Source organism: Micromonospora sp. RB23, from assembly GCF_053585025.1.
Window position 1 is genome coordinate 3,615,198 of sequence record NZ_CM132111.1, and the last position, 24,629, is coordinate 3,639,826.

A 24,629-nucleotide genomic window follows, 5' to 3' on the forward strand; every position below is an offset into this window, starting at 1 on the left:
CACAGGTACCCCCAGGGGGTATGTTCGGCGGGGTTGAAGGAGGCGGACATGACACACGAGCATCACCACCACGCGGGCATGCCAACGCCGGTTGCGGCTCACGAGAACGAGGGGCATCCAGCAGCGGCGGCGAGTTGGGCAGTCGCCGCGCAGGCGACGCTGCACTGCTTGACAGGCTGCGCGATCGGCGAGGTGTTGGGCATGGTGCTCGGCACCGCGTTCGGGTTGCACAATGCCGCCACGGTCGTGCTGTCGATCGTCCTGGCGTTCGTGTTCGGGTACGGGCTGACGATGCGCGGTGTGTTGCGCGCCGGGGTCGGGTTCCGCGCGGCGCTGACGGTCGCCCTGGCCGCCGACACCGTGTCGATCGCCATCATGGAGCTGCTGGACAACGCGTTCATCGTCGGGGTGCCCGGGGCGATGGACGCCGGGCTGACGAGCGTGTTGTTCTGGGCGTCCCTCGCGGGTTCGCTGGTCGTGGCGTTTGTGCTGACCACCCCGGTGAACCAGTGGATGATCTCGCGAGGCAAGGGTCACGCCGTGGTGCACCAGTACCATCACGCCCACTGACGCGACCGGCCCGCGCGGCCGCCCCCCAGCTCGGGGTGCCGCCGCCGGCTGCTGTGTACAGGCGGCGGACATAGCCAGCGCTGAAGGCGGCGCCATGGTCGGCATGCTCTCCGTGCACCTATGGGCGACCCAGGACGGGCGAAGGACCGCCGGAACAACAGCCTGAGTGCTTACGCATCTTAACTGTCATTATGGTGCGTGCACGTTATGTCCTGTTTGTGGGCAAGAATTAACGGATTATCGTTACCGGTAATCCTTTAATAAGATGAGCTGCCACTGTGGCGCTGCTACCGCGCACCCGTTCAGGATGTCCGGCATGAGCGATCCCAGCGGGCACGTGGTCGACGAGCAGGAGGAGACCCTGCACGGGGGCAATATGGGAGGCGCGGTGCGTGTCGGTGCCACTGTGCGACGAGGTGCCGCCGCCTGGAGTCCGACGATCCAACGCCTCCTGCGGCATCTTCGCCGGCACGGCCTCTCCTGGGCACCGCAGCCGCTGGGCACCGACGAGCGGGGACGCGACAGCGTCTCGTACCTGCCGGGAGTCGTGCCTCAGTACCCGCTGCCCGACTGGGTCTGGAGCCAGGAGGTCCTGACCGACGCGGCTGTCTTCCTCGCGCAACTCCACCAGGCCAGCGCGAGCTTCGACACCGCCCACGAGGTGTGGCAGTCCCCGGTGCGGCAGCCGGCCGAGGTCATCTGCCACAACGACTTCGCGCCGTACAACATGGTCTTCACCGAGCGGCGCCTCACCGGAGTCATCGACTGGGACACCGCCTCGCCCGGTCCCCGGGTGTGGGACCTGGCCTATCTCGCCTATCGGCTGGTGCCGCTCGCGGATCCGGACAACGGCGACGCTCTCGACAGCCACCTCGACGAGCGGGCCCGTCGCCTGCGCATCCTCTGCGACGCGTACGGCTCGAAGCTGCGACCCGCGCACGTCCTTCAGGTCGCTGTCGATCGACTACGCGACCTCGCCGCCTTCACCGAGACCCGGGCCGATCAGGGACAGGAGAATATCCGCAGTCACGTCGGGCTCTACCAACGCGACGCGATGTGGATAATCGCGCACGTCGATGACCTGACCCGGGGCATCGCCTGAATAGGCGACGAGAACGACGGAGGGCTCATGGCGTTGCGATTCGAGCATCGTCCGACCGACACGCAGGGGCGCGTCGTCGACCGCGTGTGGCGCACCACCAGCGACGCCGAGCAGACGATGACGTCCGTGGCGCGTACGTGCTGCCACCTGATCGTCACGCGCACGGCCGGGCAGCTCCTCGTCACGCTGCGCGGGCCGGAGACCAGGGCGACCACGGCACCGGTCCCGCCGGACGCCGAGTTCCTCGGGATCCGGCTCACACTCGGCGCCGTCTTCCGGCCGCACCCCGCGACCTCGATCGTCGACAGCGACGTGTCCTTCCCGGTGACGCCCAGCGGCCGGGTGATCATCGGCGGCGAGGACTGGGAGACGCCGACGTACGAGAACGTCGAGCAGTTCGTCCGACGCCTGCGCGACGCCGGACTGGTGGTGCCGTCACGCCTGGCGGACGCGGAGGCCGACCCGCACCGGTCCACGCGCACCCACCAGCGGCGACACCGGACCGTCACCGGCCTGTCGCAGACCGCCGTGACCCAGATCGACCGCGCGAACGCCGCGGCCACCATGCTGCGCGACGGCCTCGACTGGCGCGCGGCCGTCGACGCGCTGGGCTACTTCGACCAGGCGCACCTGGCACACGCGCTGCGGCGCTTCGTCGGGCACACCGCGAGCGGGCTGGGAACGGACGCCGACCCGACGGTGTCGTTCCTGTACAAGCCCGACCCGACCCCCGGCAGCTAACCTCCGTCGGGCCGGCCGCCGGGGGCGACCGGCCCGATTCACACCTACGGAGGAGAACCGTGCTGCTCAGCGTCAACGTCTTCGTGAGCCTCGACGGCGTCATGCAGGGACCGGGTGCCCCGGACGAGGACCGCTCGGACGGCTTCGACCGGGGCGGATGGCTCGTCCCGCACATGTCCGCGCACACCAACGAGGTCGTCGAGGGCTGGTTCCGTACGGCCGACGCCTTCCTCTTCGGCCGCACGAGCTACGGCCTGCTCGGCGGGTACTGGCCGAAGGTCACCGCGCCCGACGACCTGATCGCCACCAAGCTGAACACCCTGCCGAAGTACGTCGTCAGCGAGACGCTGACGGACGAGGACGCCGACTGGAGCCCGACGACGGTGTTGCGCACCGGCATCATCGACGCGGTGCGCCAGCTCAAGGAAGGCCCGGGCGGGGAACTCCAGGTGCACGGCAGTTGGCAGCTCGTACAGACGCTGCACCAGGCCGGACTCGTCGACCTCTACCGGCTGCTGCAGTACCCCGTCGTCGTCGGCGGCGGGAAGCGGCTGTTCCCGGACGGGTCGACGCCCGCGACGTTCGCCGCGTCCGAGGACAGCGTCCGCGTGCTGCCCGGCGGCGTCATCTCGCTGACCCTGACGCCCACGGTCCTCGGCATCCTGTCGACGGGCGCGTACACGGTCAACGAGGGGCGCTCGGTGCCCGTTCTCGACTGACACCGGCGGCCTCACCCGGTGGGACCGCCAAACCAGCGGGCCAGATGGCCGTCCAGCTCCCGCTGGTCGTCGCCGATCCAGACGACGTGACCGTCGGGGCGTACCAGGACACCCGGAACGTCCAGGTCCGCGCTCGGGTCCACGAGGTGGTCGACCCGGTCGGACCAGCCACCGACGCTCAGTCGCCCGGTGCGGTCCAGCAGCAGGCCCCGGCCACGGTGCAGGAGCGCGTACAGGTTGCCGTGCCGCAGGTCGACGTCGCGTAGGCGGCGTCCGAGCAGGTCGGGGCCCTCGCCCACGTCGTAGCGGATCCCGATTCCGGTGATCTTCTCCAGGAGGTGACGGTTCACCTCGTCGAAGTCCATCAGTTCGGTGAGCAGGCGGCGTACGGCCAGCGCGCCCGGTTCGTCGGACAGCAGTTGCGTCTGGGCGCGCGTGTTGTCGAGCACGTCGGCGGCGACCGGGCGACGTTCGGCCTGGTAGGTGTCCAGCAGGGTTTCCGGGGCCCAGCCCCGCACCTGTGCGGCCAGCTTCCAGCCGAGGTTGACCGCGTCCTGGACGCCCAGGTTGAGGCCCTGACCGCCGATGGGCGGATGGATGTGGGCGGCGTCGCCGGCCAGCAGGACCCGACCCACCCGGTACCGCTCGGCGAGCCGGGTGGCGTCGCCGAAGCGGGACATCCAGCGCGGGGAGTGCACGCCGAAGTCGGTTCCGGCGACAGCTCGTAGCTGTCGTCGGAAGTCCTCGATGGTGGGCGGCACCGCGCGGTCGCTGACATCCGCCGCCGGGACGACGACGCTGTAGACGCCGACGCCTGCGGGTCGGACCCAAAATCGGTGCCGGGGGCCGCCGGCGGCTGCCGTCGCCGCGGCGATCTCCTCCGGTGACAGGTCCGCCTCCATCTCGCCCATCAACGTCTCGGTCCGCGCGGGTTCGCCCGGGAAGCCGACGCCGAGGAGTTTGCGCACCGTGCTGCGTGCGCCGTCGCAGCCGACGAGGTAGCGCGCGCGCACCTGCTCGCCGTCGGCCAGCTCGACGGTCACGCCCTCGTCGTCCTGCGCGAGACCGGTGACCGATCGTCCGCGCCGGATCTGCGCGCCCAGATCGGTCGCGTGCTCGGCGAGCAGACGTTCGATGACGGGCTGCCGTATGCCCAGCAGGTAGGCGTACGGGGAGTCCAGCCCGGTGGGGGCGGGCTTGTCGATGGCGGCGAAGAAGCCGGCGGCCGGACGTCGTCGTCCGTGCGCGAGCAGGCGGTCCAGGAGTCCGCGCATCGCCAGCACCTCGAGGCTGCGGATGTGCAGACCCACGATGCGCACGGCCGACGGAGGCTCGCTCTCCTTCTCGAGTACGAGGACCCGCACGTCGTGCAGGCGGAGTTCGGCGGCCAGCATCGCGCCGGTCGGCCCGCAGCCGACGATGATCACGTCGAACAGGTGCGGCGGACGATCCGCGTCGCGGCTCGGCGGCGACGTCGGAGAGGGGTCGAGATGAATGGAGGACACAGGAGCAGCCTTTCGGGAGTGCCTTGGGTGAAAGGCGCTCCCGGCGACACCTACGTCAGTCGCCCAACCGTGACGGCGAGGGGAGCACCCACTTCGAACCAGCGGTCATGGGTCTCACCTCCTCGGACGGTGTCGCGGTCGACTGCAAGGTACCGCCCGCGCGACAGCGCGTCCAGCTGTTTGCACCGCTCACCGCCGCATCGCCCGGCTCACTGAAAGCTCTGGACAGGTCGTTGGCCCACACGTCGTTTGACCCTCGAGCTGGTCGAGGCCCGAGCATCGGCGACATGAACGACCAGATGGCCCCCGACCCGACCATGACCCGCATCGTCGAGGCGGTGCAGCTCGGCCAGACCGGCCGCGCCGCCGAAGCCCGGGAACTGCTCACCGCGCTGTGGGACGAGATCGGCCCGACCGGTGACGCTCTGCACCGCTGCACCCTCGCCCACCACCTCGCCGACCTTCAGGACACCCTCAACGCGGAGCTGAGCTGGGACGAACGTGCTCTGGCCGCCGTGTCCGGGCTGACCGACGAGCGTGCCCGGCGGCACCTGCCCTCGCTTCAGGTACGGGCGTTCCTGCCGTCGCTGTACCTCAACCTCGCCGACTGTCACCGGCGACTGGGCAACGCCGGCGCGGCGCGGGAACACCTCGCCCGAGCCCGGGAGCACCTGGCCCAGCTACCGGACGACCCGTACGGCGAGATGATCCGCGCCTCCGTGCGTGACTTCGACGCGGACGACCAGACCGACCACCGACGGCGGTAGCGGCACCGGCTCACCGGTCCGGCGGTGTGTGCGCCGCCCGGTACGCCTGCGGTGAACGCCCGTAGCGGGCGCGAAAAAGGCGGCTGAAGTGGGCCTTGTCCGCGAAACCCCACCGGGCGCCGATGAGGTGGACCGGCTGTCGCGCGTGCAGTGGGTTGACCAGGTCCCGCCGGCACCGCTCCAGCCGTTTGGCCCGGATGAGCTCGGCGGGTGTCGTCGCCTCGCCCTGGAAAAGGCGATGCAGCGAACGCAGGGAGATGTGGTGGGCGGCGGCGACGTTCCGCGGGTTGAGGTCGGCGCTGCCGAGGTGGCGGTCGATGAAGTCGACGACGCGGGCGCGTAACGCGGCCTGCCGTGTCTCCGGCGACAGAACGCCCTCGACGTCGAGGTGCTGGGCGAGCGTGGCGGCGAGCAGGTCCAACGCCACCCCGCCCAGCATCTCGGCCTGGTTCGGCTCGTACTGCTCCGGGTGCGCCGCGATGGTGCGCAGATGGTGAGCCAGGAGCCCGGCGACGCCGAGACGTGACGACATCGGTGTGGCCAGCAGACGGCGCAGGCGGTCCGGCGGTAACGGCAGCGCCGCGTGCGGCATCTGCACGGTGATCGTCGTCGCGAGACCGGGACCGTCCGCCCAGTGGCGGGCGATGTGCGGACGCGCGGCGTCCAACATGGTGAGGTGGCTGTCGGCGACGAGGGTGGTCTCCGTGCGGTCCTGGACCAGGGTGCTGCGGCCCGTCAGCGGCAGCGCGAGCTGGTAGATGTCCGCCTCGGCACGGCGGACCAGCTTCGCGGGCCGGATGGAATCCAGCGACGGGTACCTCAGTGACGTCATCCGGACCTGGCCCAGATCGATGACCTGGGCGTACGCGACGAAGTTGTCCAGCCGGGCGCTGGTGATGTGCGCGGGCGCCGTCTCCTGGGCGACCAGGGCGTACCAGAACTCGAACCGGTCAGCCGGCGGCAGTACCGTCGTGTCCACCACCAGGTTGGGCAACATGGTGTTCGCCTCCCCCCGATCACGAGGATGAATTCTTGCACGCATCGACGTACCGATGTCCGTGGTGACCGGCGCCGACGTACGGGCGGCGGCCGGCGAGATGGTCCGTGTGCTGCGCCCGCACAGCGACCGTGACTGGTCGGTGCCCGCCGGCACGTTGACGTGGAGCTGCTGGACGACGGCCGCGCACGTCGCGCACGACCTGCTCGCGTACGCCGGCCAGGTCACGGGCCTGACGCCGGACAGCTACCTGCCGTACGACCTGCGGGTCTCCGCCACGGCGAGCCCGGCGCGGGTGCTCGACGTGGTGGGTGCCTGCGCCGGGCTGCTCGCGGTCGCCGTCGAGGCCGCCGCACCGACCGCGCGGGCCTGGCACTGGGGCCCCTGTGACCCGGCTGGGTTCGCCGCGATGGGGGTGGCCGAGACGGTGCTGCACACCCATGACGTCACCGCCGGCCTCGGCGTGCCGTGGCAGCCGCCGCACCATTTGAGCACGCTGGTGCTGCGGCGGCTCTTCCCGGAGGCGCCGTCCGGTGACGCGCCCGACGTGCTGCTGTGGATGACCGGCCGGGGTGAGCTGCCGGGTCGCGCGCGGCGTACCTCCTGGACGTGGCGCGCCGCGCTGGACTGAGCCCGTCGGCGGAGGTGCCGCGGTGGTCGAGGGACCGACGACCACCGCGGCACCGGCCAGCTCGGAACCGCGTCAGGTCCAGCTGATACCACGCTCGCGGACGCCACGCATGCGCTTCTCCTTTCCCCTTCAGGGCGGCCCCGTGCCCGCCCGACGACCTCAGCGTCGATGCCCGCCCACCTCGGCGGTAGGGCTTTCGGCGTTCGGACTCGTTCGGCTTTGTGCGACCCGGTCCCCGAACGACGCCGGACGGGTGGCGTGCCACCACAGTGGACCGAGGGCGAGGACGGCCACCGCCCCCGACAGTCCGCTGACCCCGACCACCGTGGTGGCCGGCCACCGGTCGGCGGCCAGACCCGCCAGCACCATCGCCGCCCCCTGTAGGCCACTCAGGCCGGTGACGGCGACCCCGAACGCGCGGCCCCGAAAGGCCGTCGGCACCGCCCGGCCGAACAGGGCGTTCAGCGGAACGGCGAAGGCGCTCGCGGCCCCGGCCAGCGCCAACAGCAGGAGCAGCACCCACAGCGGCGGAACCAGCCACGCCGCCGTCAGCACACCGGCGGACAGCGCGGCCAGAGGCAGGATCAGCCGCGGGCGGGCCGCCGGTGGGCAGAACCGGGTGAGGGCGACCCCACCGAGCGCCATGCCGGTCGGCGCGGCGGCCAGCAACACACCCACCGTGGCGGCGTTCCCGTCGTACTGCCGGGCCAGCGGCGCCGTCAGCCCCTCGGCGGCATAGGTGAACGCGCTGGCCGTCCAGAGGACGAGCACGTAGGCGCGCAACCGGGGGTCGGCGGCGAGCACCCGCAGGCCGCCCGTGCGACCGGTGCGGACCCGGCCCAGCGGCGGGCGGGACGTCGGGCGGGCCCGGACGCCGCGCGCGATCAGCAGGGCGGAGACGAGGAACGTGCCGGCGTCCACCAGCAGCGCGCCGCGCAACGACAGCAGCGCCACCAGGCTCCCGCCGACGGCGAATCCGACCACCTGCACGACCTGGGCGCAGATGTTGTCCACGCCGTTGGCCACCGCATAACGGTCGCCGTCGAGCACGTCGGGCAGCAGCGCCGCCCGTGCGGCCACGAACGGCGGCCGCATCAGGTTGACCGCGAAGAGCATCGCCACCAGGGCCGGCGCGGGCACGGCCGGCAGCGCCGCCACCGCAACGAGGGCCGCACGGACGAGGTCACACACGATCAGGACGCGCCGCCGGGGATACCGGTCGGCCAGGCCGGACAGCAGCGGGCCGCCGACGAGCCAGGCCAGGTAGGAGCTGGCGTACGCGGCGGCCGCCAGCGCCGCCGAGCCGGTTTCGCGGTAGACGAGGTACGCCACGGTGACGGCCGTGAGCTGGTCGCCCGCCAGGGACAGCAGGTACGCGACGAACAGGTGACGGTACTCGCGCACCGCGAACACCTCGGCGTACGTCGCGGCGCGCTCGCTCACGTGCCCCCGTATCCCGTGCCTGCCGTCAGCTCGTCCGGTGCCGACCGTATCGGCGGCGCGGGCAACGGGGGCGAAAGCGGGTGTGCGGGACCGTACGGACCTGTTCGGGGCGGCGGGGCGTCAGCGGCGGTGGCGCCAGCGCAGCCACCAACCCCGACGGGTTGGGGCGGGGACGGTGGCCGGTCCGGTGGCGGTGGCGGTCACGTCCGGACGGGCGCGTTCGGCACGCCAGCGAGCGACCACCTCGTCGGCGTTCACCGGCCGGACCGCCACCCGGGGGCCGTCGGGGTTGCGCAGCCAGGCCACGATCTGCGCGTTGAGCTGCCCCACGAAGGCCCGTACGGCCTGTTCGGTGGGCAGGTCGCGGACCTCGTCGGGGACCTGCTCGATGCGTCGACGCAGTTGCAGGGGGGTGGGCAGCAGCAGGTCGCTGGGCAGCTTCTCGCGCTCCAGGAAACTCTTGATCCACCACGCTTCGTCGTACGGCATCCCCCGCCCGGGGATCGGCTTGCCCATGCCGGGCAGGTTGTCGAACTCGCCGCGTTGCGCGGCGCCCCGGATCTGCGCCTCCACGGTCGCGTCCCACGCATCGGTCACCCTGCGGCACCTCCCCTGGCCCACCGTAACGCGCCGCCTCGGGCGACAGCGCGCTGCAACCGATCAGCGTCGCCGGGCCGCCGGCCATTCCCGCTCAGCCGGGGTCGCGGTGACGGCGGAGCATCCCCGCGGCCAGCGGCGCGGCGTCCAGGTCGCCGGCGGCGATCCGCGCCGCGAGGGTACGGCGTACCAGCCGGTCGGCCAGCGCGGGAGCGTGCCGGCCGACGGCCATCTCCAGCCGGCCGCGTCGGGTGGTCGCCACATCCCGGGGCGCCCGGCGGGCGGTGGCGGCGCGCAGGATCGCCGCGACGACACCCTCGACGGGCTCGGGGCGGGACACTCCGCGCAGCGACAGGCCCGCCTCGGCGGTGCTGTCGTGGATCGGTGAGGCGACCATGCTCGGGTAGACGACGCTCACGCCGACGTGGGTGCCCACCTCGTGGCGCAGCGCGTCGGCGTACGCGACGAGGGCGCGTTTGCTGACCCCGTACGCGGCGGCCAGGGGCAGCGGCAGCACCGCCATCCGGCTGGCCACGAAGATCACCCGCCCGCGCGCGTCGAGCAGGGCCGGCAAGGCGGCCGCGGTGGTGCGCCAGGCGGCCAGCAGGTTGACCTCCAACTGCTGGCGGACCACCTCGTCGGGCGGCAGCTCGGCCGGGGCCGGACCGCCCACCCCGGCGTTGTTGATCAGCAGGTCGAGCCCTCCGAGCCGGGTGACGGCCTCCCGCACGGCGGCGGGGACGGCGGCCGGGTCGGTCAGGTCGCAGCCGAGCACCGGCAGGTCGTCGTCCTCACCGGCGTGCAGGTCGAGTCCCACCACCCGGGCCCCGCCGGCGCGCAGCGCGACGCCGAGGTGCCGGCCGAAGGTGCCGCTCGCGCCGGTGACGAGGACCCGCCGTCCGGTCAGAGCCGTCACCGGCGTGCCCCGGTCTTCAGCTCCCGGGTCAGCTCGGCCAGGTACACGTCGAAGTCCACCCGCATCGCCGGTCGGCGGTGACCCCAGCGCGCCGTCGCCGCCCGCAGCTCGGCCCGGCAGGCGGCCCGCTGCCGAGCCGGGTCGGGCAGGGCGTAGCGGCCGGCGAGCTGCGCGGCGATCAACTTCGCCTGCGCCTCGACCAGCGGGAACGCCGAGCCGGTGGACTGCATGAGTCCGACGAACATCAGGCCGGGGGCCTCGGGGTGGAACACGTGCCGGTACAACGCCAGGGTGTCGGCGCCGCCGCCCAGCAGCTCGGCCGGCAGGAACCCGATCTCCACCCGGTAGCCGGTGCACCACACGATCAGGTCGACGTGCTCGGCGCGGCCGTCGGTGAACTGGACCCGGTCGCCGTCGAGGGCGGCGACACCGGGGCGGGCCTCGACGTCGCCGTGGGCGAGGCGGGACAGCAGGCCGTCCGAGAGCGTCGGATGGTCCTGCAGGAAGCCGTGCGTCGGCGCGGGCAGGCCGTAGCGGGCGGGGTTGCCGACGGCGGCGGCGAGCATGGTCTGGCTGATGCGTTGGCGCAGCCGCCACGGGAGCCGGCGGGCCAGCGCGCCGTTGAGGGTGTCCGAGGGGCGGCCCAGCAGGTGCTTGGGCACCACCCAGACCCCTCGGCGCAGCGACAACAGGGTCCGCTCGGCGGCGTACGAGGCGTCCACCGCGATGTCCATCGCCGAGTTGCCGCCGCCGACGACCAGGACGCGCCGGCCGGCCAACTGCTCGGGTCCACGGTAGTCGTGGCTGTGGATCTGCTCGGCGGTGCTGACGCCGGGGTACGGCGGTTCGGGCAGTCGTGGCACCCGATTGTGGCCGTTGGCGACGACCACGGCCTCCACGGTGACCTCGACCGGCCCGTCCGGCCCGCTGGCCGTGACCGTCCAGGTGCCGTCGGGTCGGCGGGTGACCTGGTTGACGGTGTGGTGCAGGCGGATGGCGTCGCGCAGCCCGAAGCGGTCGGCGTAGTCGGCCAGGTAGCCGGCGACCCGCATGTGGTCCGGGTAGTCGGGCCAGTCGGCGGGCATCGGGTGGTCGGCGAACTCGGTACGGCCACGGCTGGTGTTCAGGTGCAGCGTTCGGTACGCGGGCGAGTCGGGCGCCCCGTACACCCAGAGGCCGCCGACCTGGTCGGTGGCCTCGAAGCAGACCACGGGGACGGCGGCGTCGCGTAGTGCCTTGACGGCGGCGAGTCCGGCCGCTCCGGCGCCGATCACCGCAACCCTGGGTTCTGCCCGCATCGCCGCTCCCCCGCATAATCCAACGTCCGATGGATAATCGTCGGGCGGCGGCGGCCCGTCAACCCGTCGGTCCGTACAACGCGGTGAGGAAGCGGTGCACGAACGCCCGGAACTCACGGCGTTCCCGGGCCGCCGGGGCGCCCGCGGCCAACGCCACGACGTGTCCGTGCGTGGCCCAGACCAGGCTGCGTACGGTGATGTGCGGGGTCGGCTCGGCCAGCGCGCCGGCCGCCGCCGCGGCGGTCAGCAGGTCCGCCACCAGCCGGTAGAGCGGCTCGGCGTAGCGCCGGTCCAGTTCGGCGTGCCGCTGCGGCTCCAACCAGCGTCGCAGCCACAGCGCGGTGGTCTCCGGGTGGTCCTGGAGGAAGTCCACGAACACGTCGACCAGGTCGTGCAACGCCCGTCGGGCCGCGTGCGGGCCGGCGTCCAGGGCCGTACGGGCCCGCTCGGCGGCCTCGGTGAGCACCTGCCGCTCGACGGCGAAGACCCGCGCGAAACACGCCTCGTAGAGCGCCGCCTTCGTACCCGTGTGGTGGGCGACCGTGGCGACGTCGACCCCGGCGGCGGCGGCGACCTCCCGCAGCCCGACGGCGTCGAAGCCACGCTCGGCGAACAGCGCGGTCGCGGCGGTGAGCACCACCTCGCGGGTCGGTCTTCTCTCGTCGCGCCGGGGGCGACCCGGACGGCGTCGGGGCATGGTCATGGCCGCCATTCTGCCCCTAGAATCCAGCAACTGTTGGATTGCGGAGAGGATGCGGCGATGACCGGGCTCGACCGGCGGCCCGCGGCCGCCACCGACGCGACGCTGCCCCGCGGCCCGCTGGCCGGGTTCGCCGCCGGCTCGCTCGGCATGGGCGTCTGGGTGACCGTTCCCGGCCTGCTGCTGCTCTACTTCCTCACCGACGTGCTGGCCGTCGGGCCGTGGCTGGCCGGCCTGGCGCTGCTGCTGCCGAAGGTCGCCGACGTGCTGCTGCACCCCTGGGTCGGGCACCGCGCCGACGTCGAACAGGCCCGCCGGGGCGACCGACGACGGCTGCTGCTGCTCGGCTGCGCCCTGCCGGTCGCGTTCGCCGCGCTGTTCGCGGTGCCCGGCGGCCTGACCGGCGCGCCGGCCGCCGCCTGGGTGGCGGTGCTCTTCGTCGCCGGCAACCTGCTCTTCGCCGCCTACCAGGTTCCCTACCTGGCCACCCCCGCCGACCTGCGCATCGGCTACGACGAACGCACCCGGCTGATGGCGTTCCGGATGGTCGTGCTGACCCTCGGCATCCTGGCCTCCGGCCTGCTGGCCCCGCTGCTGACCGGCGGCGACACCGCGACCCGGGGCGGCTACCAGCGCATGGCCCTGGTCCTGGCCGTCGCGATGCTGGCCGCCATGCTCGTCGGCGTGGCCGGCATCGCCCGGCTGCGCGGCGTCGCGTCGGCAAGCACCGCGCCGAGCCACGGCGGCTGGCGAGCGCTGCGCACCGCCCTGCGCGACAAGCAGTTCCGCCCGCTGGTCGCCGCCTACCTGGCCATGTCCACCACCACCCACCTGGTCCTGGCCGGGGTGCCCTACTACGCGGAGTACGAGCTGCGCGCCCCCGCCCTGACCACGGTGCTGGTGGCCGCGTTCGTCGCCCCGGCGCTGCTGGTCACCCCCGCCTGGCTGGCGGTGGCCCGCCGGATCGGCAAGCAGCGGGCGCTGCTCGGCGCGCAGGGCGCGTTCGCGGCCGGGTCGCTGGTGCTGGCGGTGGGCCGCCCGGCCGGCCTGCCGGTGCTCGTCGGCGCGGTGGCGGTGCTCGGGGTGGCGTTCGCCGGCATGCAACTGCTGCCCTTCTCGATGCTGCCGGACGTCATCCGCGCGGCCCGGGACACCACCGGAGCCGGCACGTACACCGGGGTGTGGACGGCCACCGAGGCCACCGGCGCCGCCCTGGGCCCCTACGCGTACGCCCTCTGCCTGGCCGTGGGTGGTTTCGTGGCGTCGAGCGCCGGTGAGTCACCGGCGCAGCCCGACGCGGCGCTCGCGGCGGTCCGCTACGGCTTCGGGCTGCTGCCGGCGGCGGCGATGCTCGCCGCCCTGCTGCTGCAACGCCGCTACACCCTGGACGCGACGGCCCGGGCGGCGACCTGAGCGGCCGGCACTAGACTTCGCCCTCGATGGACGCCCCGCTCACCCCCACCGAAACCCGCCCCTGCGCCCACTGTGGACAGCCGGTTCCGCAGCGCGTCGGCGCGGGCCGGCCGTTCCGCTACTGCCGCGACAACGACGGCGCCTGCCAACGCGCCTCGCGCAACAGCCGGATGCGCCACCGCAACGCCCCCGGCCTGCCCGGACAGGTGGCCCGCACCTGGGAGGCGGTGGACCGCCTCGACCAGATCGTCGAGACGTTGACCGAGGCGCTGCACGCCGAGCTGTCCCCGGTGGGAGTGCAGCGGCAACTCGCGCAGGCCCGCGCGGAGGCCGCCACCGAGGTCGCGGCCGCGCAGACCGAACGCGACGAGGCCCGCGACGACGCCGAGACCGCGTCGGCCGACGCGGCGCGCGCCCGCGAGCAGGCCCGCACGGCCCGCGCCGAGGCCGACGACTCCACCCGACGTGCCGAGGCCGCCGTACACCGCGCCGACGCGGCCGACCAGCGCGCCCAGCGGGCAGAGGCCGCCCGCGACCAGGCCCGCCACGACGCCAGCGCCGCCGAGGCGCTGCGCGCCCAGGCCGAACGCGACCGCGACCAGGCCCGCGCCGAGGTACGCGACCTGCGGGCCGAGCGCGACACCGAACGGCAGCGCGCGGCCGACCTGACCGTCGAGCGGGACACGGCGCGCGCCGACGCCGAACGGGCCACGCGGGACGCCGCGGAGGCCGGCGAGCGGGCCGCACGGTGGCAGGCCGAGGCGCAGGACGTACGCCGCCAGATCGACCAGGCCCGCGCCGACGCCACGCGGACCCGCGCCGAGGCCGCGGACTCCGCCCGGGCCGGGGAGCAGGCCGAACGGGCCCGCGACCGTGCCCAGGCCGTCGCCGCCGAGGCCGACGACGCCCGGCAGGAGGCCGCCGAGACGGCCGCCCGGCTCCGCGCGCAGCTGACCGCCGCGACCGAGCAGCGCGACGCTCTCGCCGCCGAGCTGACCGCCGCCCGGCAGGCCGCGGCCGCCGCCGAGGGCCGGCTCACGGCCCTGACGGTACGGCTCGACGCCGCCGAGGCCGACCGGGACGTGGCCCAGCGACGGGTGGCGCAGCTCGGTGACCAGGTCAGCGACCTGGCGCTGGCCCTGGCCCGCCTGGGCACGGCCGCCCCCGCCGCCGCCGGCGCTTCCGACCCGGATGCGACGTCGCCGCAACCTTGACGGCCCCCGGGCGGTTAGGGCGTGTGTCAAAGTCCTCGGCTCGACCGGGGGCTTTGACACGCCCTAACATTCCCGGTGGCGGTCACGACACGCCACCGCCGTGGCGTCCCGGTCGTGGCCGGCTACCCTTGGTCCCGGCCCGCCCGTGGACGCCTCACGCCCTCGGGCGGGAATGGGGCGACGGGAACGCGCCGTTACACCCAGAAGACCAGCACCACGAACGAGGGGAAGTCGATCATGGGCGAGCGTATGCTGCGCGGAAGCCGCCTGGGCGCGGTCAGCTACGAATCCGACCGCAACACGGAGCTCGCGCCGCGTCAGACCCGCGAGTACCTGTGCGCCAAGGGCCACCAGTTCGAGGTGCCGTTCGCCGTCGACGCCGAGGTCCCGACGACCTGGGAGTGCAAGTTCGACGGCAGCGTCGCCCGACTCGTCGACGGCAGCGAGCCGGAGCAGAAGAAGGCCAAGCCGCCGCGTACCCACTGGGACATGCTGCTGGAACGGCGTTCGATCGCCGAGCTCGAGGACATCCTCGCCGAGCGGCTCCAGGAGGTTCGTACCCGCCGCGGCCGCGCCTGAGCCGCACCACCCGCACGACACGGCGCCCCCGGGATAAACCCCGGGGGCGCCGTCGTGTGCCTGTGTGGGCTCAGTGGCGGCCCGGCTCGACGATCTCACCCTCGATGGCCCGGCCACCGTCGACGACCACCGGCTGCTCCGGCTGCGGTCGTGGGGGCGGCTGCGGCGCGCCCTGACGCACCCGCACCGTACGCGGCCCGAACAGGTCACCGGCCACCATCGACGACACCCGCCGCTCGGCGACGCGCTGCACCCCGGCGCGGGCCAACCGGCGCACCGGCGGCACCATCAGCAACAACCCGACCAGACCGCTGACCAGCCCGGGTATCGCCAGCAACAGGGCGCCGGCCAACCCGACGAGCCCGTCGGTCACCTGCCGTCCCGGTGGCTGCCCGGCTTGCGCGGCCGTGCGGAACCCCCGCCAGGCGCGCATTCCCTCGCGGCGCAGCAGCACCAGCCCCAGCAGGGAGGCGGCGAACACCAGCAGCACCGCCGCGCCGAACCCCACCGCCCGGCCCACGACGACGAACACCGCCAGCTCCAGCACCACCGTGAGTAGCAGGGCCAGCGGCACGAACCTCAGTCCTCGGCGCATCTCACCTCATCGCCATCCCGCGGCACGACACGAACCGCCCATCCAGCATGACACGCCCGCGCTCACGGCCACCGCACCTGACCGGTGGGGGTGCCGTTGAGGCTGCGGCGTACGGCCTGCCGCCGGTCCTGCACACCCCACCTGGTGATCCGCCACAGCGCCTCGGCGACGATGCGCGGGCTCATCTTGCTGTCGCCGCGTTCCCGCTCGGCGAACGTGATGGGCACCTCCACGATCCGCACCCCGGCCCGGTGCGCCAGCCGCGACAGCTCAACCTGGAACGAGTACCCCTGCGAGGTCACCGACTCCAGGTCGATGGCGTCCAGGGCGCTGGTCCGGTACACCCGGTAGCCGCCGGTCGCGTCGGAGACGGGCATACCCAGCGCGAGGCGCGCGTACAGGTTGCCGCCGCGCGACAGCAGCAGCCGCCGCAGCGGCCAGTTCACCACCCGCGCGCCGCTGGTCCACCGCGACCCGATCACCACGTCGGCGTCGCGGGCGGCCTCCAGCAGCCCCGGCAGGTCCTCGGGTGCGTGGGAGCCGTCGGCGTCCATCTCCACCACCGCGTGGTAGCCGCGCTCGCGCGCCCACCCGAATCCGGCCAGGTACGCGGCCCCGAGCCCCTCCTTGCCCCTGCGGTGCAGCACCTGCACGTGCGGGTCGCCGTCGGCGAGGGCGTCGGCGATCGCGCCGGTGCCGTCGGGGCTGTTGTCGTCGGCGATGAGGATGCTCACGGTGGGGGCGGCCCGGCGGACCCGCCCCACGATCGCCGCGACGTTGTCGGCCTCGTTGTAGGTGGGGATCACCACGAGGACCCGACCCACGCCGGGCACCTCGTCCGGACGCCGGATCGTATCGGTCGCCTGGATCACGGTTCCTCCGCTCCCGCCGGCGTACCGGCTGCTGCTATCCGGGCAGGACGCGCTGGCGGCGGCGCAGCACACCCGCGCCGACCAGGGCGGCCACGGCCAGTCCGGCCAGGGCCAGCTCCGGCCACCAGCCGAGGCGGGTGGCGAGAGTGCGCCCGCTGTCGAGCCGTAGCTGCCGCACCACGACCTCCCGGGTGTTGAACCCGGTGGCATCGCTTACCCGCCCGTCGGGGGCGACGAACCCGGACACGCCGACCGTGGAGGCCATCAGCGCCGGGCGGCCGTGCTCGACGGCCCGCAGCCGCACCATGGCCAACTGTTGGCGGGCCTCCGCCTCGTTGAAGGTGGCGTTGTTGGTCTGCACCACCAGCAGTTGCGCGCCGCCGGTGACCGTGTCGCGCACCACCTCGTCGTAGGCGACCTCGAAGCAGATCACGTCGCCGAGCGTCGCCGGGCCGGCGCGTACCACGCCCGGGGTGCTGCCGGGTACGAAGTCACTGCGGATCAGGTCGACCTTGTCGCTCACCCTGCGCGCGATGTCCCGCAACGGCACATATTCGGCGAACGGCACGGGATGCCGTTTGGTGTAGAGCTGCGTCATGTCCGCACCGGTGTCGGGCCGCCACAGGATGCCCGCGTTGCGGACCTGCCCGGGGCCGGGCCCGAGCAGCACCGCGCCGACCAGGATGGGAGCGCGGATGGTGTCGGCGGCCTGCGCGATGCGGGCGCCGGCGGTCGGGTTACGCAGCGGGTCGATGTCGCTGGAGTTCTCCGGCCACACCACCAGGTCGGGTTGCCGCTGCGCGCCGGAGGCGACCCGCGCGGCCAACTCCAGGGTGGCGTCGACGTGGTTGTTGAGCACGGCCTGGCGCTGCGCGTTGAAGTCCAACCCGAGGCGCGGCACGTTGCCCTGCACGATGGCGACGGTCACTTCCCTGCCGCCGCCCGCGGCGGCGACGGGCACCAGCAGGCTCACCGCGCCCACGGCCACGACAACGGCGGTCGGCGCGGCCGCCGCCAGCCACCACTCGGGCCGGGCGTCGTGACGGGCCGCCCAGCCCCGCCAGACGGCGGCGACGAGCAGACCACCGACGAGGGCCACGGCGAAGGTGACCAGCGGCGCGCCGCCGAGGGCGGCCAGGCGCAACAGCGGCGAGTCGTCCTGGCTGAACGCGAGACGACCCCACGGGAAACCGCCGAACGGGGTCCGGTCGCGCAGCGCCTCCTGCCCCACCCACAGCAGCCCGGTCAGCGCCGGCCACTGCCAGGGGCCCCGGTCGGCCAGCGGGGACACCCAGGCGGTGCCGGCGCCGAGCAGCGCCAGGTATCCGGCCTGCAACAGCGACAGCAGCACCCACGGCAGGTAACCGGTGTGCAGGTTCGTCCAGGCCAGCATGGGCGCGAACAGCGCCACCCCGGTGAGGAAGCCCAGGCCGGCGCCGGCGCGCAACCGTCGTCGGTGTGCGGCGGCGGCCAGCAGGGCCACGCCGACGGGCGCGAGGGGCCACACCCCGTACGGCGGGAACGCCAGCAGCAGGGCCAACCCGGCGACCACGGCCATCGGCGCGGCCACGCGCAGCGGCACCGGCCGACCGGCGACGACCGGCGCACCGGTCACCGTGGGGACGTGGCTCTCGTCCCGGTCCAGGGTCGTCACCGCAGCTTCACCTCGATCACCCGCCGAAGGCTACCCGGCCGTGCCCCCGCTCCGCGATCTTGCACTTTCTGCGCAGACCAATGGGGGTATACCCACCCGGACCGGCGACAGCAACCGCAAGATCGGCGCGGAGGTGGGGAGCGACGTCGAGCGGACATGAAATCGGGGCGCGGCTTGCGCCGCGCCCCGATGCTCCCAGGCCCTTCCCGGCCGGTGGGGCGAGGATGGGGCACGCCGACCTTCGGACCGACCAGGCGGTTGACTGGCTGCCCCCGCCGGGCCGTTGTCTACTGGCCGTGCACCTCACCCTGCCCGTACACCGGTAATCGCGGCCGGTTCGCGCCGCCCCGCCGACCCCCGCCCGCTGGACCTGGCCGCCGCGACGATGACGCTGAAACATGTCGCTCGGCCAGCGGACGAAGGGACGAAGCGAACAACAGCCGCCTCCCGTGGTAGGACTCAAAGACGGTACGTGCTGCACCCCGTCCTCTGTCAACCCACCCCGGCCTGTCGTGTGTTGCGCCACGGCGTGTCGAATCGGTGTGTCTCACTGCGGGCACAGATGGTGGCGCAACAGCGCCTCGGCCGCGCTCCGGTGCTCCTCGGCGAGGAGCCCTCCGGCGGCCAGCACGTAGTCGACGTCCACGACCGCGCGGGCGGCGCGCGGCAACGCCCACCCGCCCGCGTGGTCGGCCAGGACCGCCGCCAGCACCCGCCCCGACGCGTCGGCGGGCGCGTGCCGCAGCACCCCACCGGAGCCCACCAGCAGCCGCACGTCCCGCAGGTCCCGCCCGGTCCGCTCGCCGGTGGCGACACCACGGGCGTGCCGGCGCAGCGCCACCGTCGCCGCCAGGGTGGCGATCCGCGCGTCCACGGCCCGCTCGACATCATCGGCGGCCAGGAACGCCGGGTCGGCCGCCCGCCGGGCTGCGGCGTCGGCGAGGTCGTCGGCGTCGGCGTCGGCGAGCAGCCGCTCCTCGACGGCGGCGCGCACGACGCCCGGGGCGCTCCACCGCATGCCGAGGTCACCCTCGACGGTGCGGGCACGCCACAGGCTGCCGGCGACCTCCCGGCCCGGCCCGGTGGCCCGCTCGTCGGGGGTGAGCACCGAGTACACGTCGGTGGTGGCCCCACCCACGTCGACGACGGCCAGGTCACCGCCGATGGTGTCGGCCAGCACCTCCACCCCGGTCAGGACCGCGTCGGGCGTGGCCGCCCGTACCAGCCGCGCGAAACGGGTGCCCCGGGACAGTCGTTTACCACCGATGACGTGCCGCAGGAACACCGCCCGGATCGCCGCCCGCGCCGACGCCGGCGCGAGGACCCCGATGCGCGGCAGCACGTTGTCCGCACCGCTCACCGGCACCCCGGCGTCCGCCAGCAGCGCGGTCAACTCGGCGCGGACGTCCGCGTTGCCGGCCAGGACGAGCGGTGTGCGCCAGCGGGCGCGGGCCAGCCTGGTCGCGTTGTGGCGGATCGTGTCGGCGTCGCCGCCGTCGGTGCCCCCCACCAGCAGCACCACGTCCGGGCGGGCCGCCCGCAACGCGACCAGGGCCGCCGCGTCGAGCCGCCCGGCGGCGGTGTGCACCACGTGCGCGCCGGCGGACAACCCGACCCGCCGGCCCGCCTGCGCGGTGACGAGGGCCTCGTAGCCGATGACGGCCAGCCGCAGCCCACCGCCGGCCGACGAGCAGACGTACCACGGCACGTCACGCAGCCCGAGCCCGGCGGTAGCCGCCGTGACCGCGGCGTCCAGGCCGCGCAGCACGTCACTGCCCACCGTGGTGGGCGCGGCCGCCGCGCCCACCAGGACACCGGCGGCCAGGTCCACCACGGCCGCCTTGGTGTACGTCGAGCCGACGTCCGCGCAGACCGCGAGGGTCATGAGTTTCCCTGTTCGCGACTGCGGGGCTCGCAACCCCGGCTCACTCCTCGCGGCTCACTGTGTCTGCCCTGTTCGCGACTGCGGGGCTCGCAACCCCGGCTCACTCCTCGCGGCTCACTGACGACGCGGGTACGACCACGGTGCCGGTCGCGGTCACCGCGACGATCGGCGGGTCGAGGACCTCGGCGGCGGACTCGGAGCGGTCCGGGCGGCCCCGGCACACCACCGCGCAGCTCAACTCCAGGGTGCGGCTGCGGCTGCCCACCCGGGACACCCGCGCCGTCACCTCGACCACGTCACCGGCGCGGATCGGCGCGGCGAACCGCACGTCGGCGTACCCGGCGAACAGGCCCTCGTCGCCGTCGGTGCGGATGCACACCTCGGTCGCGACGTCACCGAACAGTCCCAGCGCGTACGCGCCGTCGACGAGGTTCCCGGCGTAGTGGGCGTGCGCGTACGGCACGTACCGCCGGTGCGTCACCGTCAACCCGAGCCGTGCGTCGTCGGTCATGCGTCCGCCTTCCGTCGCGTGATCAGGGCGTGTACCAGGTAGCTGGCCACCTCGCCGGGCGTGGTGCCCCGACCGAAGATCCGGTCGACGCCCAGCTCGTCGGTCATCGTCTCGTCGAAGCGGGGACCGCCGACGATCAGCAGGGGCCGCCTGCCCGCCGGCATGGCCTCCCGGAACGCCGCCGACATCTCCCGCGTGTTGTGCAGGTGCGCGTCGCGTTGCGTGACGACCTGCGACACGAGCACCGCGTCGGCGCGTTCACGCCGGGCCGCCTCGACCAGCTCCGGGACGCTGACCTGCGCGCCCAGGTTGGTGACCTTCAGCTCCCGGTAGTACTCCAGGCCCTTCTCCCCCGCGATGCCCTTGACGTTGAGGATCGCGTCGATGCCCACGGTGTGCGCGTCGGTGCCGATGCACGCGCCGACCACGGACAGCTTGCGCCGCAGCCGCTGCTTGACCACCGTGTTGACGTCCTTGGCCGACAGCAGCGGGAAGTCCCGCTCCACCACCTGCACGGCACCCACGTCGACCAGGTGGTTGACCCGCCCGTACACGACGAAGAACGTGAACCCGTCGCCCATCGGTTTGGCGTGCACCACCATCGCCGGGTCGATGCCCATCTTGGTGGCCAACTGCACCGCCGCGCCCTCGGCCCGCTTGTCGTGCGGCACCGGCAGCGTGAACGACACCTGCACCATGCCGTCGCCGGTGGTGTCCCCGTACGGGCGCACGATCTGCCTACTCCCGCCACCGCTGTGCGGGCCGGTTCGCTCGCTCACGCCGCCTCCAGGATGTGCGTGGCCGGGTTGTAGTAGTCGGCCTCGTGCGCGGCGACACCGTCGAGGCCCTTGCCCCGGTCCGCAGGCCGCTTCATGATCCCGAAGGTGCCCTCGGCGATCGCGGTGAGCAGCGTCTGCTCCCCGATGCGCTCCAGCAGGTCCAGGGCCTCACCGAGCACCTGGTTGGCGCGGCGACGGATGAACCCCCCGGCCGCCGGAACGAAATCCTCGTGCAGCCCACCGGCCGCGCCGAGGACGTACCGCACGTTCTGCAGGGCGATGTCCCGGTCGGACAGCCACGGCGTCACCACCGCCTCGGTCATCATCCCCACCAGCAGGATGCCCTGACCGGTCAGCGTCCCGGCCAGGTTGAAGAACCCGTCGAGCAGGTTGCCCCGGAACACGTCACCGGTCATGTGCTTGGTCGGCGGCATCCACTTCAGCGGCGCGTCGGGGAACAACTCCCGCGCCAGCAGGGCGTGCGCCAACTCCAGGCGGAACGACTCCGGCACCTCCGGGTTGATCTCGAACGCGTGCCCCAGCCCCAACTGCCAGTCCGCCAGCCCCGCCTCGTGGGCGAAGAACTCGTTGAGCAACTGCGACACCGTCACCGTGTGCGCCTCGTCGACGGCGTCGGCGGTGGTCAGGTAGTTGTCCTCACCGGTGTTGATGATGATCCCCGCCCGGGCGTGGACCTGCCGGGAGAACCGCTGGTCGACGAATGTGCGCACCGGGTTGATGTCGCGGAACAGGATCCCGTACATCGAGTCGTTGAGCATCATGTCGAGGCGTTCCAGCCCGGCCAGGGTCGCCATCTCCGGCATGCACAACCCCGACGCGTAGTTCGTCAGCCGCACGTAGCGGCCCAACTCCTTCGACGACGCGTCCAACGCCGCCCGCATCAGTCGGAAGTTCTCCTGCGTGGCGTACGTGCCGGCGAACCCCTCGCGCGTCGCGCCCTCGGGCACGTAGTCCAGCAACGACTGGCCCGTCGACCGGATCACCGCGATGACGTCCGCGCCCGCCCGGGCCGCCGCCTGCGCCTGCGGGATGTCCTCGTAGATGTCGCCCGTGGCCACGATCAGGTAGATCCACGGCCGCTGCGCCGGGTCGCCGTGCCGCTTGACGAGGCGTTCCCGCTCGACGCGCCGCCGGTCGATACGCCGGATGCCCGCGCCCACCGCCTTGCGGGCCGCCGACCGGGCGGCCGTGGCCGCCCGGCCCGACGGCACGCCGAACCGCACCGACCCGGCGGCGGCCTTCTGGGCCAGCAACGTCACGTCGGCGCTGCCCTCGCGCACCAGCGCGTCGAACACCGGCGCCGCCACCCCGTGCCCCAGGCCGACGTCCGCGACGACCGCGTCGACGAGCCGGTTCACCCACGGAATGCCGTCCGGGTCGGCGCCCGTCACCCCGGCCAGGCGCAGCACCGCCCGCTCCACCGACACCGTCGTGTGGCTGCGCGCCAGGTCGACCACCGGCTGCCCGGCCCGACGCGCCAACTCCCGCGCCCGCGCCACCAACACCGGATCAAGATCAAGCTTCCCGGTCACGTCACACCGCTCATCTGCTCGCTCACGACGACCCTTCCTCATAGATGACCTCGCCGCGCAACACCAACCGCCGGCACACCGGCAGCGGCGTCGGGTCGTCCGGGCCGCGCAGGTCCGGATCCTCCGCCAGCAGCACCGGCAGGCCCCGCTCCGCACCGGCCGGCGTCGACCACACCGCGAACGTCGCCGGCGCGCCCAGCGCCAGGACACCCTCGACGTCCAGGTGCACCGCCCGCCACCCGCCGCGGGTGTGCGCCGCGAACGCGGCCCGCACACTCATCCGCTGCGCCGGATTGTGATGCGCCGCAGCCGCCCGCACCGACCCCCACGGGTCCAGCGGCGTCACCGGCGAATCCGACCCGAACGCCAACGCCACACCCACCGAGTGCATCGCGCCCATCGGGTTCGACTCCAACGACCGCGCGAGGCCCAGACGCGCCTCGTACATCCGGCCCGCGCCACCCCACAACCGGTCGAACGCCGGCTGCATGCTCGCCACGATCCCGTACTCCACGAACCGCGCGATCATCCGCCGGCTCATGATCTCGGCGTGCTCGACGCGGTGCCGGGCCGCCCGCAGCCGCTCCAACCCCAGCGTCGCCGCCGCCGCCGCGAACCCGTCCAGGACCGTGCCGATCGCCGCGTCACCGATCGCGTGGAACCCGCCCTGCAGGCCGTGCGCCGCGCAGTCCACGAGGTGATCACGCACCTGCTCGACCGTCAGGTAGCCGTGACCACACCCGTCGCCGTCGCCGTACGGCTGCGACACGTGCGCCGTGCGCGACCCCAACGCCCCGTCGGCGAACAGATCCCCGCCGGCGCCCACCGCACCCAACTCCCGGGCCCGCGCCGCGCCGCCCAACTCACCCCAGTACCCGTACACCTCCGGCAGCCCCGCGCCCGAGATCCCCAGCAGGCCCGTGAAGTCCTCCTCGTCGGAGATCTCCGGACCGCCGCACTCGTGCACCGCGGCGATACCCAGCGACGCCGCGTGCCCGAGCGCCACCCGCTGCGCCGCCACCCGCTGCGCCCGCGTCACCGACCCCTGCGCCGCCGCCCGCACCACGTGATGCGCGTCCCGCCGCAGCCAACCTGAGGAGTCGTAGCCGGGCGCGTCCACCACCTGCGGGCACGCGGCCAGCAGCGACGACGACACCAACGCCGAATGGATCGACGCCTGCGACAGATACACCCGGCGGCCACCGGCGGCCCGGTCCAACGCCGCCGCGTCCGGCAGCGTCGCATCCGACCAACCCGACTCGTCCCAGCCGTGCCCCAGCACCACCGCGTCCGCCGGCAGGCCCGCCGCGAAGGCCGCCACCGCGTCCAGCAACTGCGCCGCCGAGCGCACCCCGGACAACTCCAGCCCGGACAACGCCAACCCGGTGTCCGTGGCGTGCACGTGCGCGTCCACGAACGCCGGCGTCACCAGCGCCCCGCCCAGGTCCACCACCCGGTCCGCCGGCGGCGCGTCACCGTCGGTGCCCAACCAGGTGATCCGCCCACCGGACACCAGCAGCGCGGTCGCGCTCGGATTCGCCGGACAGTGCAACACGCCGCCGCGGTACAACGTCGAGGGGTTCGTCAT

Annotated in this window: 24 protein-coding genes; 9 read left to right on the top strand and 15 right to left on the bottom strand. The window is 73.6% G+C overall.

What is annotated here, in order from left to right:
- Positions 1–48 precede the first annotated feature (48 nt).
- The 4 genes from ACTFTM_RS16735 (at position 49) to ACTFTM_RS16750 (ending at position 3,132) form a co-directional block, all read left to right on the top strand.
- Positions 49–570, top strand: a complete 522-nt coding sequence (locus ACTFTM_RS16735; protein ID WP_449561403.1) for a DUF4396 domain-containing protein — start codon at positions 49–51, stop codon at positions 568–570.
- A gap of 316 nt (positions 571–886) precedes the next feature.
- The gene (locus ACTFTM_RS16740; protein WP_449561404.1) at positions 887–1,672 is read left to right on the top strand and encodes a phosphotransferase enzyme family protein; all 786 of its coding nucleotides are present in this window, start codon (positions 887–889) and stop codon (positions 1,670–1,672) included.
- A 27-nt stretch (positions 1,673–1,699) separates the two neighbouring features.
- The gene (locus ACTFTM_RS16745) at positions 1,700–2,413 is read left to right on the top strand and encodes an AraC family transcriptional regulator (protein ID WP_449561405.1); all 714 of its coding nucleotides are present in this window, start codon (positions 1,700–1,702) and stop codon (positions 2,411–2,413) included.
- A 59-nt stretch (positions 2,414–2,472) separates the two neighbouring features.
- Positions 2,473–3,132, top strand: a complete 660-nt coding sequence (locus tag ACTFTM_RS16750; protein ID WP_449561406.1) for a dihydrofolate reductase family protein — start codon at positions 2,473–2,475, stop codon at positions 3,130–3,132.
- Positions 3,133–3,143: 11 nt separating this feature from the next.
- Here the strand turns inward: ACTFTM_RS16750 and rox are convergent, their stop codons facing one another.
- Positions 3,144–4,568 (bottom strand): rifampin monooxygenase, encoded by a 1,425-nt coding sequence (gene rox / locus ACTFTM_RS16755; RefSeq protein WP_449566657.1) that lies wholly within the window; start codon positions 4,566–4,568, stop codon positions 3,144–3,146.
- Between the two features lie 356 nt (positions 4,569–4,924).
- Between rox and ACTFTM_RS16760 the strand changes: the two genes are divergently transcribed.
- Positions 4,925–5,404 carry a hypothetical protein gene (locus ACTFTM_RS16760; RefSeq protein ID WP_449561407.1) on the top strand — a complete coding sequence of 160 codons (480 nt, stop codon included), beginning with the start codon at positions 4,925–4,927 and terminating at the stop codon, positions 5,402–5,404.
- A gap of 10 nt (positions 5,405–5,414) precedes the next feature.
- Here ACTFTM_RS16760 and ACTFTM_RS16765 read toward each other — a convergent pair whose 3' ends face one another.
- A complete protein-coding gene (locus tag ACTFTM_RS16765) occupies positions 5,415–6,401 on the bottom strand; it encodes a helix-turn-helix domain-containing protein (RefSeq protein WP_449561408.1) in 987 nt (328 codons plus the stop codon).
- A 55-nt stretch (positions 6,402–6,456) separates the two neighbouring features.
- Between ACTFTM_RS16765 and ACTFTM_RS16770 the strand changes: the two genes are divergently transcribed.
- Complete coding sequence (locus tag ACTFTM_RS16770) at positions 6,457–7,032, top strand: maleylpyruvate isomerase N-terminal domain-containing protein (RefSeq protein ID WP_449561409.1); 576 nt, start codon at positions 6,457–6,459, stop codon at positions 7,030–7,032.
- A gap of 159 nt (positions 7,033–7,191) precedes the next feature.
- Here the strand turns inward: ACTFTM_RS16770 and ACTFTM_RS16775 are convergent, their stop codons facing one another.
- From ACTFTM_RS16775 to ACTFTM_RS16795, 5 genes are all read right to left on the bottom strand, one after another.
- Positions 7,192–8,475 carry an MFS transporter gene (locus tag ACTFTM_RS16775; protein WP_449561410.1) on the bottom strand — a complete coding sequence of 428 codons (1,284 nt, stop codon included), beginning with the start codon at positions 8,473–8,475 and terminating at the stop codon, positions 7,192–7,194.
- Positions 8,476–8,595: 120 nt separating this feature from the next.
- The gene (locus ACTFTM_RS16780) at positions 8,596–9,072 is read right to left on the bottom strand and encodes a DnaJ family domain-containing protein (RefSeq protein ID WP_449561411.1); all 477 of its coding nucleotides are present in this window, start codon (positions 9,070–9,072) and stop codon (positions 8,596–8,598) included.
- Between the two features lie 94 nt (positions 9,073–9,166).
- A complete protein-coding gene (locus tag ACTFTM_RS16785) occupies positions 9,167–9,988 on the bottom strand; it encodes an SDR family NAD(P)-dependent oxidoreductase (protein ID WP_449561412.1) in 822 nt (273 codons plus the stop codon).
- Positions 9,985–11,286, bottom strand: coding sequence for a flavin-containing monooxygenase (locus ACTFTM_RS16790; RefSeq protein ID WP_449561413.1), 1,302 nt, complete (start codon positions 11,284–11,286; stop codon positions 9,985–9,987). Before ACTFTM_RS16790 ends, ACTFTM_RS16785 begins: the two co-directional genes overlap by 4 nt.
- Before the next feature lie 58 nt (positions 11,287–11,344).
- Positions 11,345–11,989, bottom strand: coding sequence for a TetR/AcrR family transcriptional regulator (locus ACTFTM_RS16795; protein ID WP_449561414.1), 645 nt, complete (start codon positions 11,987–11,989; stop codon positions 11,345–11,347).
- 57 nt (positions 11,990–12,046) lie between these two features.
- Between ACTFTM_RS16795 and ACTFTM_RS16800 the strand changes: the two genes are divergently transcribed.
- The 3 genes from ACTFTM_RS16800 to ACTFTM_RS16810 all read left to right on the top strand — a co-directional run bounded on the left by ACTFTM_RS16800 (position 12,047) and on the right by ACTFTM_RS16810 (position 15,192).
- Complete coding sequence (locus ACTFTM_RS16800) at positions 12,047–13,399, top strand: MFS transporter (RefSeq protein WP_449561415.1); 1,353 nt, start codon at positions 12,047–12,049, stop codon at positions 13,397–13,399.
- A 26-nt stretch (positions 13,400–13,425) separates the two neighbouring features.
- Entirely contained in the window at positions 13,426–14,613 is a 1,188-nt protein-coding gene (locus ACTFTM_RS16805) for a hypothetical protein (protein ID WP_449561416.1), read from the top strand.
- A gap of 237 nt (positions 14,614–14,850) precedes the next feature.
- Positions 14,851–15,192, top strand: a complete 342-nt coding sequence (locus ACTFTM_RS16810; RefSeq protein ID WP_046564157.1) for an RNA polymerase-binding protein RbpA — start codon at positions 14,851–14,853, stop codon at positions 15,190–15,192.
- Between the two features lie 70 nt (positions 15,193–15,262).
- On the opposite strand, the gene ACTFTM_RS16815 is transcribed toward ACTFTM_RS16810, so the two are convergent.
- The 8 genes from ACTFTM_RS16815 to ACTFTM_RS16850 form a co-directional block, all read right to left on the bottom strand.
- Entirely contained in the window at positions 15,263–15,787 is a 525-nt protein-coding gene (locus ACTFTM_RS16815; protein WP_449561417.1) for an FxsA family protein, read from the bottom strand.
- A 62-nt stretch (positions 15,788–15,849) separates the two neighbouring features.
- Complete coding sequence (locus tag ACTFTM_RS16820; protein WP_449561418.1) at positions 15,850–16,659, bottom strand: polyprenol monophosphomannose synthase; 810 nt, start codon at positions 16,657–16,659, stop codon at positions 15,850–15,852.
- Between the two features lie 34 nt (positions 16,660–16,693).
- Positions 16,694–18,304, bottom strand: coding sequence for an apolipoprotein N-acyltransferase (gene lnt, locus ACTFTM_RS16825; protein WP_449566658.1), 1,611 nt, complete (start codon positions 18,302–18,304; stop codon positions 16,694–16,696).
- A 556-nt stretch (positions 18,305–18,860) separates the two neighbouring features.
- Entirely contained in the window at positions 18,861–20,198 is a 1,338-nt protein-coding gene (locus ACTFTM_RS16830) for a glutamate mutase L (protein ID WP_449561419.1), read from the bottom strand.
- 100 nt (positions 20,199–20,298) lie between these two features.
- Entirely contained in the window at positions 20,299–20,709 is a 411-nt protein-coding gene (gene kal, locus ACTFTM_RS16835; RefSeq protein WP_449561420.1) for a 3-aminobutyryl-CoA ammonia lyase, read from the bottom strand.
- Positions 20,706–21,488 (bottom strand): lysine 5,6-aminomutase subunit beta, encoded by a 783-nt coding sequence (gene kamE, locus ACTFTM_RS16840; protein ID WP_449561421.1) that lies wholly within the window; start codon positions 21,486–21,488, stop codon positions 20,706–20,708. The genes kal and kamE overlap by 4 nt, the downstream gene beginning before the upstream one ends.
- A complete protein-coding gene (gene kamD / locus ACTFTM_RS16845; RefSeq protein WP_449561422.1) occupies positions 21,485–23,041 on the bottom strand; it encodes a lysine 5,6-aminomutase subunit alpha in 1,557 nt (518 codons plus the stop codon). The genes kamE and kamD overlap by 4 nt, the downstream gene beginning before the upstream one ends.
- 22 nt (positions 23,042–23,063) lie before the next feature.
- Positions 23,064–24,629, bottom strand: coding sequence for an amidohydrolase (locus tag ACTFTM_RS16850; RefSeq protein WP_449561423.1), 1,566 nt, complete (start codon positions 24,627–24,629; stop codon positions 23,064–23,066).

Bases quoted from the DNA above. Each gene is read 5' to 3' on its own strand.
- ACTFTM_RS16735 (WP_449561403.1), top strand. From the start codon at position 49: ATGACACACGAGCATCACCACCACGCGGGCATGCCAACGCCGGTTGCG.
- ACTFTM_RS16740 (WP_449561404.1), top strand. From the start codon at position 887: ATGAGCGATCCCAGCGGGCACGTGGTCGACGAGCAGGAGGAGACCCTG.
- ACTFTM_RS16745 (WP_449561405.1), top strand. From the start codon at position 1,700: ATGGCGTTGCGATTCGAGCATCGTCCGACCGACACGCAGGGGCGCGTC.
- ACTFTM_RS16760 (WP_449561407.1), top strand. From the start codon at position 4,925: ATGAACGACCAGATGGCCCCCGACCCGACCATGACCCGCATCGTCGAG.
- ACTFTM_RS16765 (WP_449561408.1), bottom strand. From the start codon at position 6,401: ATGTTGCCCAACCTGGTGGTGGACACGACGGTACTGCCGCCGGCTGAC.
- ACTFTM_RS16770 (WP_449561409.1), top strand. From the start codon at position 6,457: ATGTCCGTGGTGACCGGCGCCGACGTACGGGCGGCGGCCGGCGAGATG.
- ACTFTM_RS16790 (WP_449561413.1), bottom strand. From the start codon at position 11,286: ATGCGGGCAGAACCCAGGGTTGCGGTGATCGGCGCCGGAGCGGCCGGA.
- ACTFTM_RS16795 (WP_449561414.1), bottom strand. From the start codon at position 11,989: ATGACCATGCCCCGACGCCGTCCGGGTCGCCCCCGGCGCGACGAGAGA.
- ACTFTM_RS16800 (WP_449561415.1), top strand. From the start codon at position 12,047: ATGACCGGGCTCGACCGGCGGCCCGCGGCCGCCACCGACGCGACGCTG.
- ACTFTM_RS16805 (WP_449561416.1), top strand. From the start codon at position 13,426: ATGGACGCCCCGCTCACCCCCACCGAAACCCGCCCCTGCGCCCACTGT.
- ACTFTM_RS16810 (WP_046564157.1), top strand. From the start codon at position 14,851: ATGGGCGAGCGTATGCTGCGCGGAAGCCGCCTGGGCGCGGTCAGCTAC.
- ACTFTM_RS16815 (WP_449561417.1), bottom strand. From the start codon at position 15,787: ATGCGCCGAGGACTGAGGTTCGTGCCGCTGGCCCTGCTACTCACGGTG.
- ACTFTM_RS16830 (WP_449561419.1), bottom strand. From the start codon at position 20,198: ATGACCCTCGCGGTCTGCGCGGACGTCGGCTCGACGTACACCAAGGCG.
- kal (WP_449561420.1), bottom strand. From the start codon at position 20,709: ATGACCGACGACGCACGGCTCGGGTTGACGGTGACGCACCGGCGGTAC.
- ACTFTM_RS16850 (WP_449561423.1), bottom strand. From the start codon at position 24,629: ATGACGAACCCCTCGACGTTGTACCGCGGCGGCGTGTTGCACTGTCCG.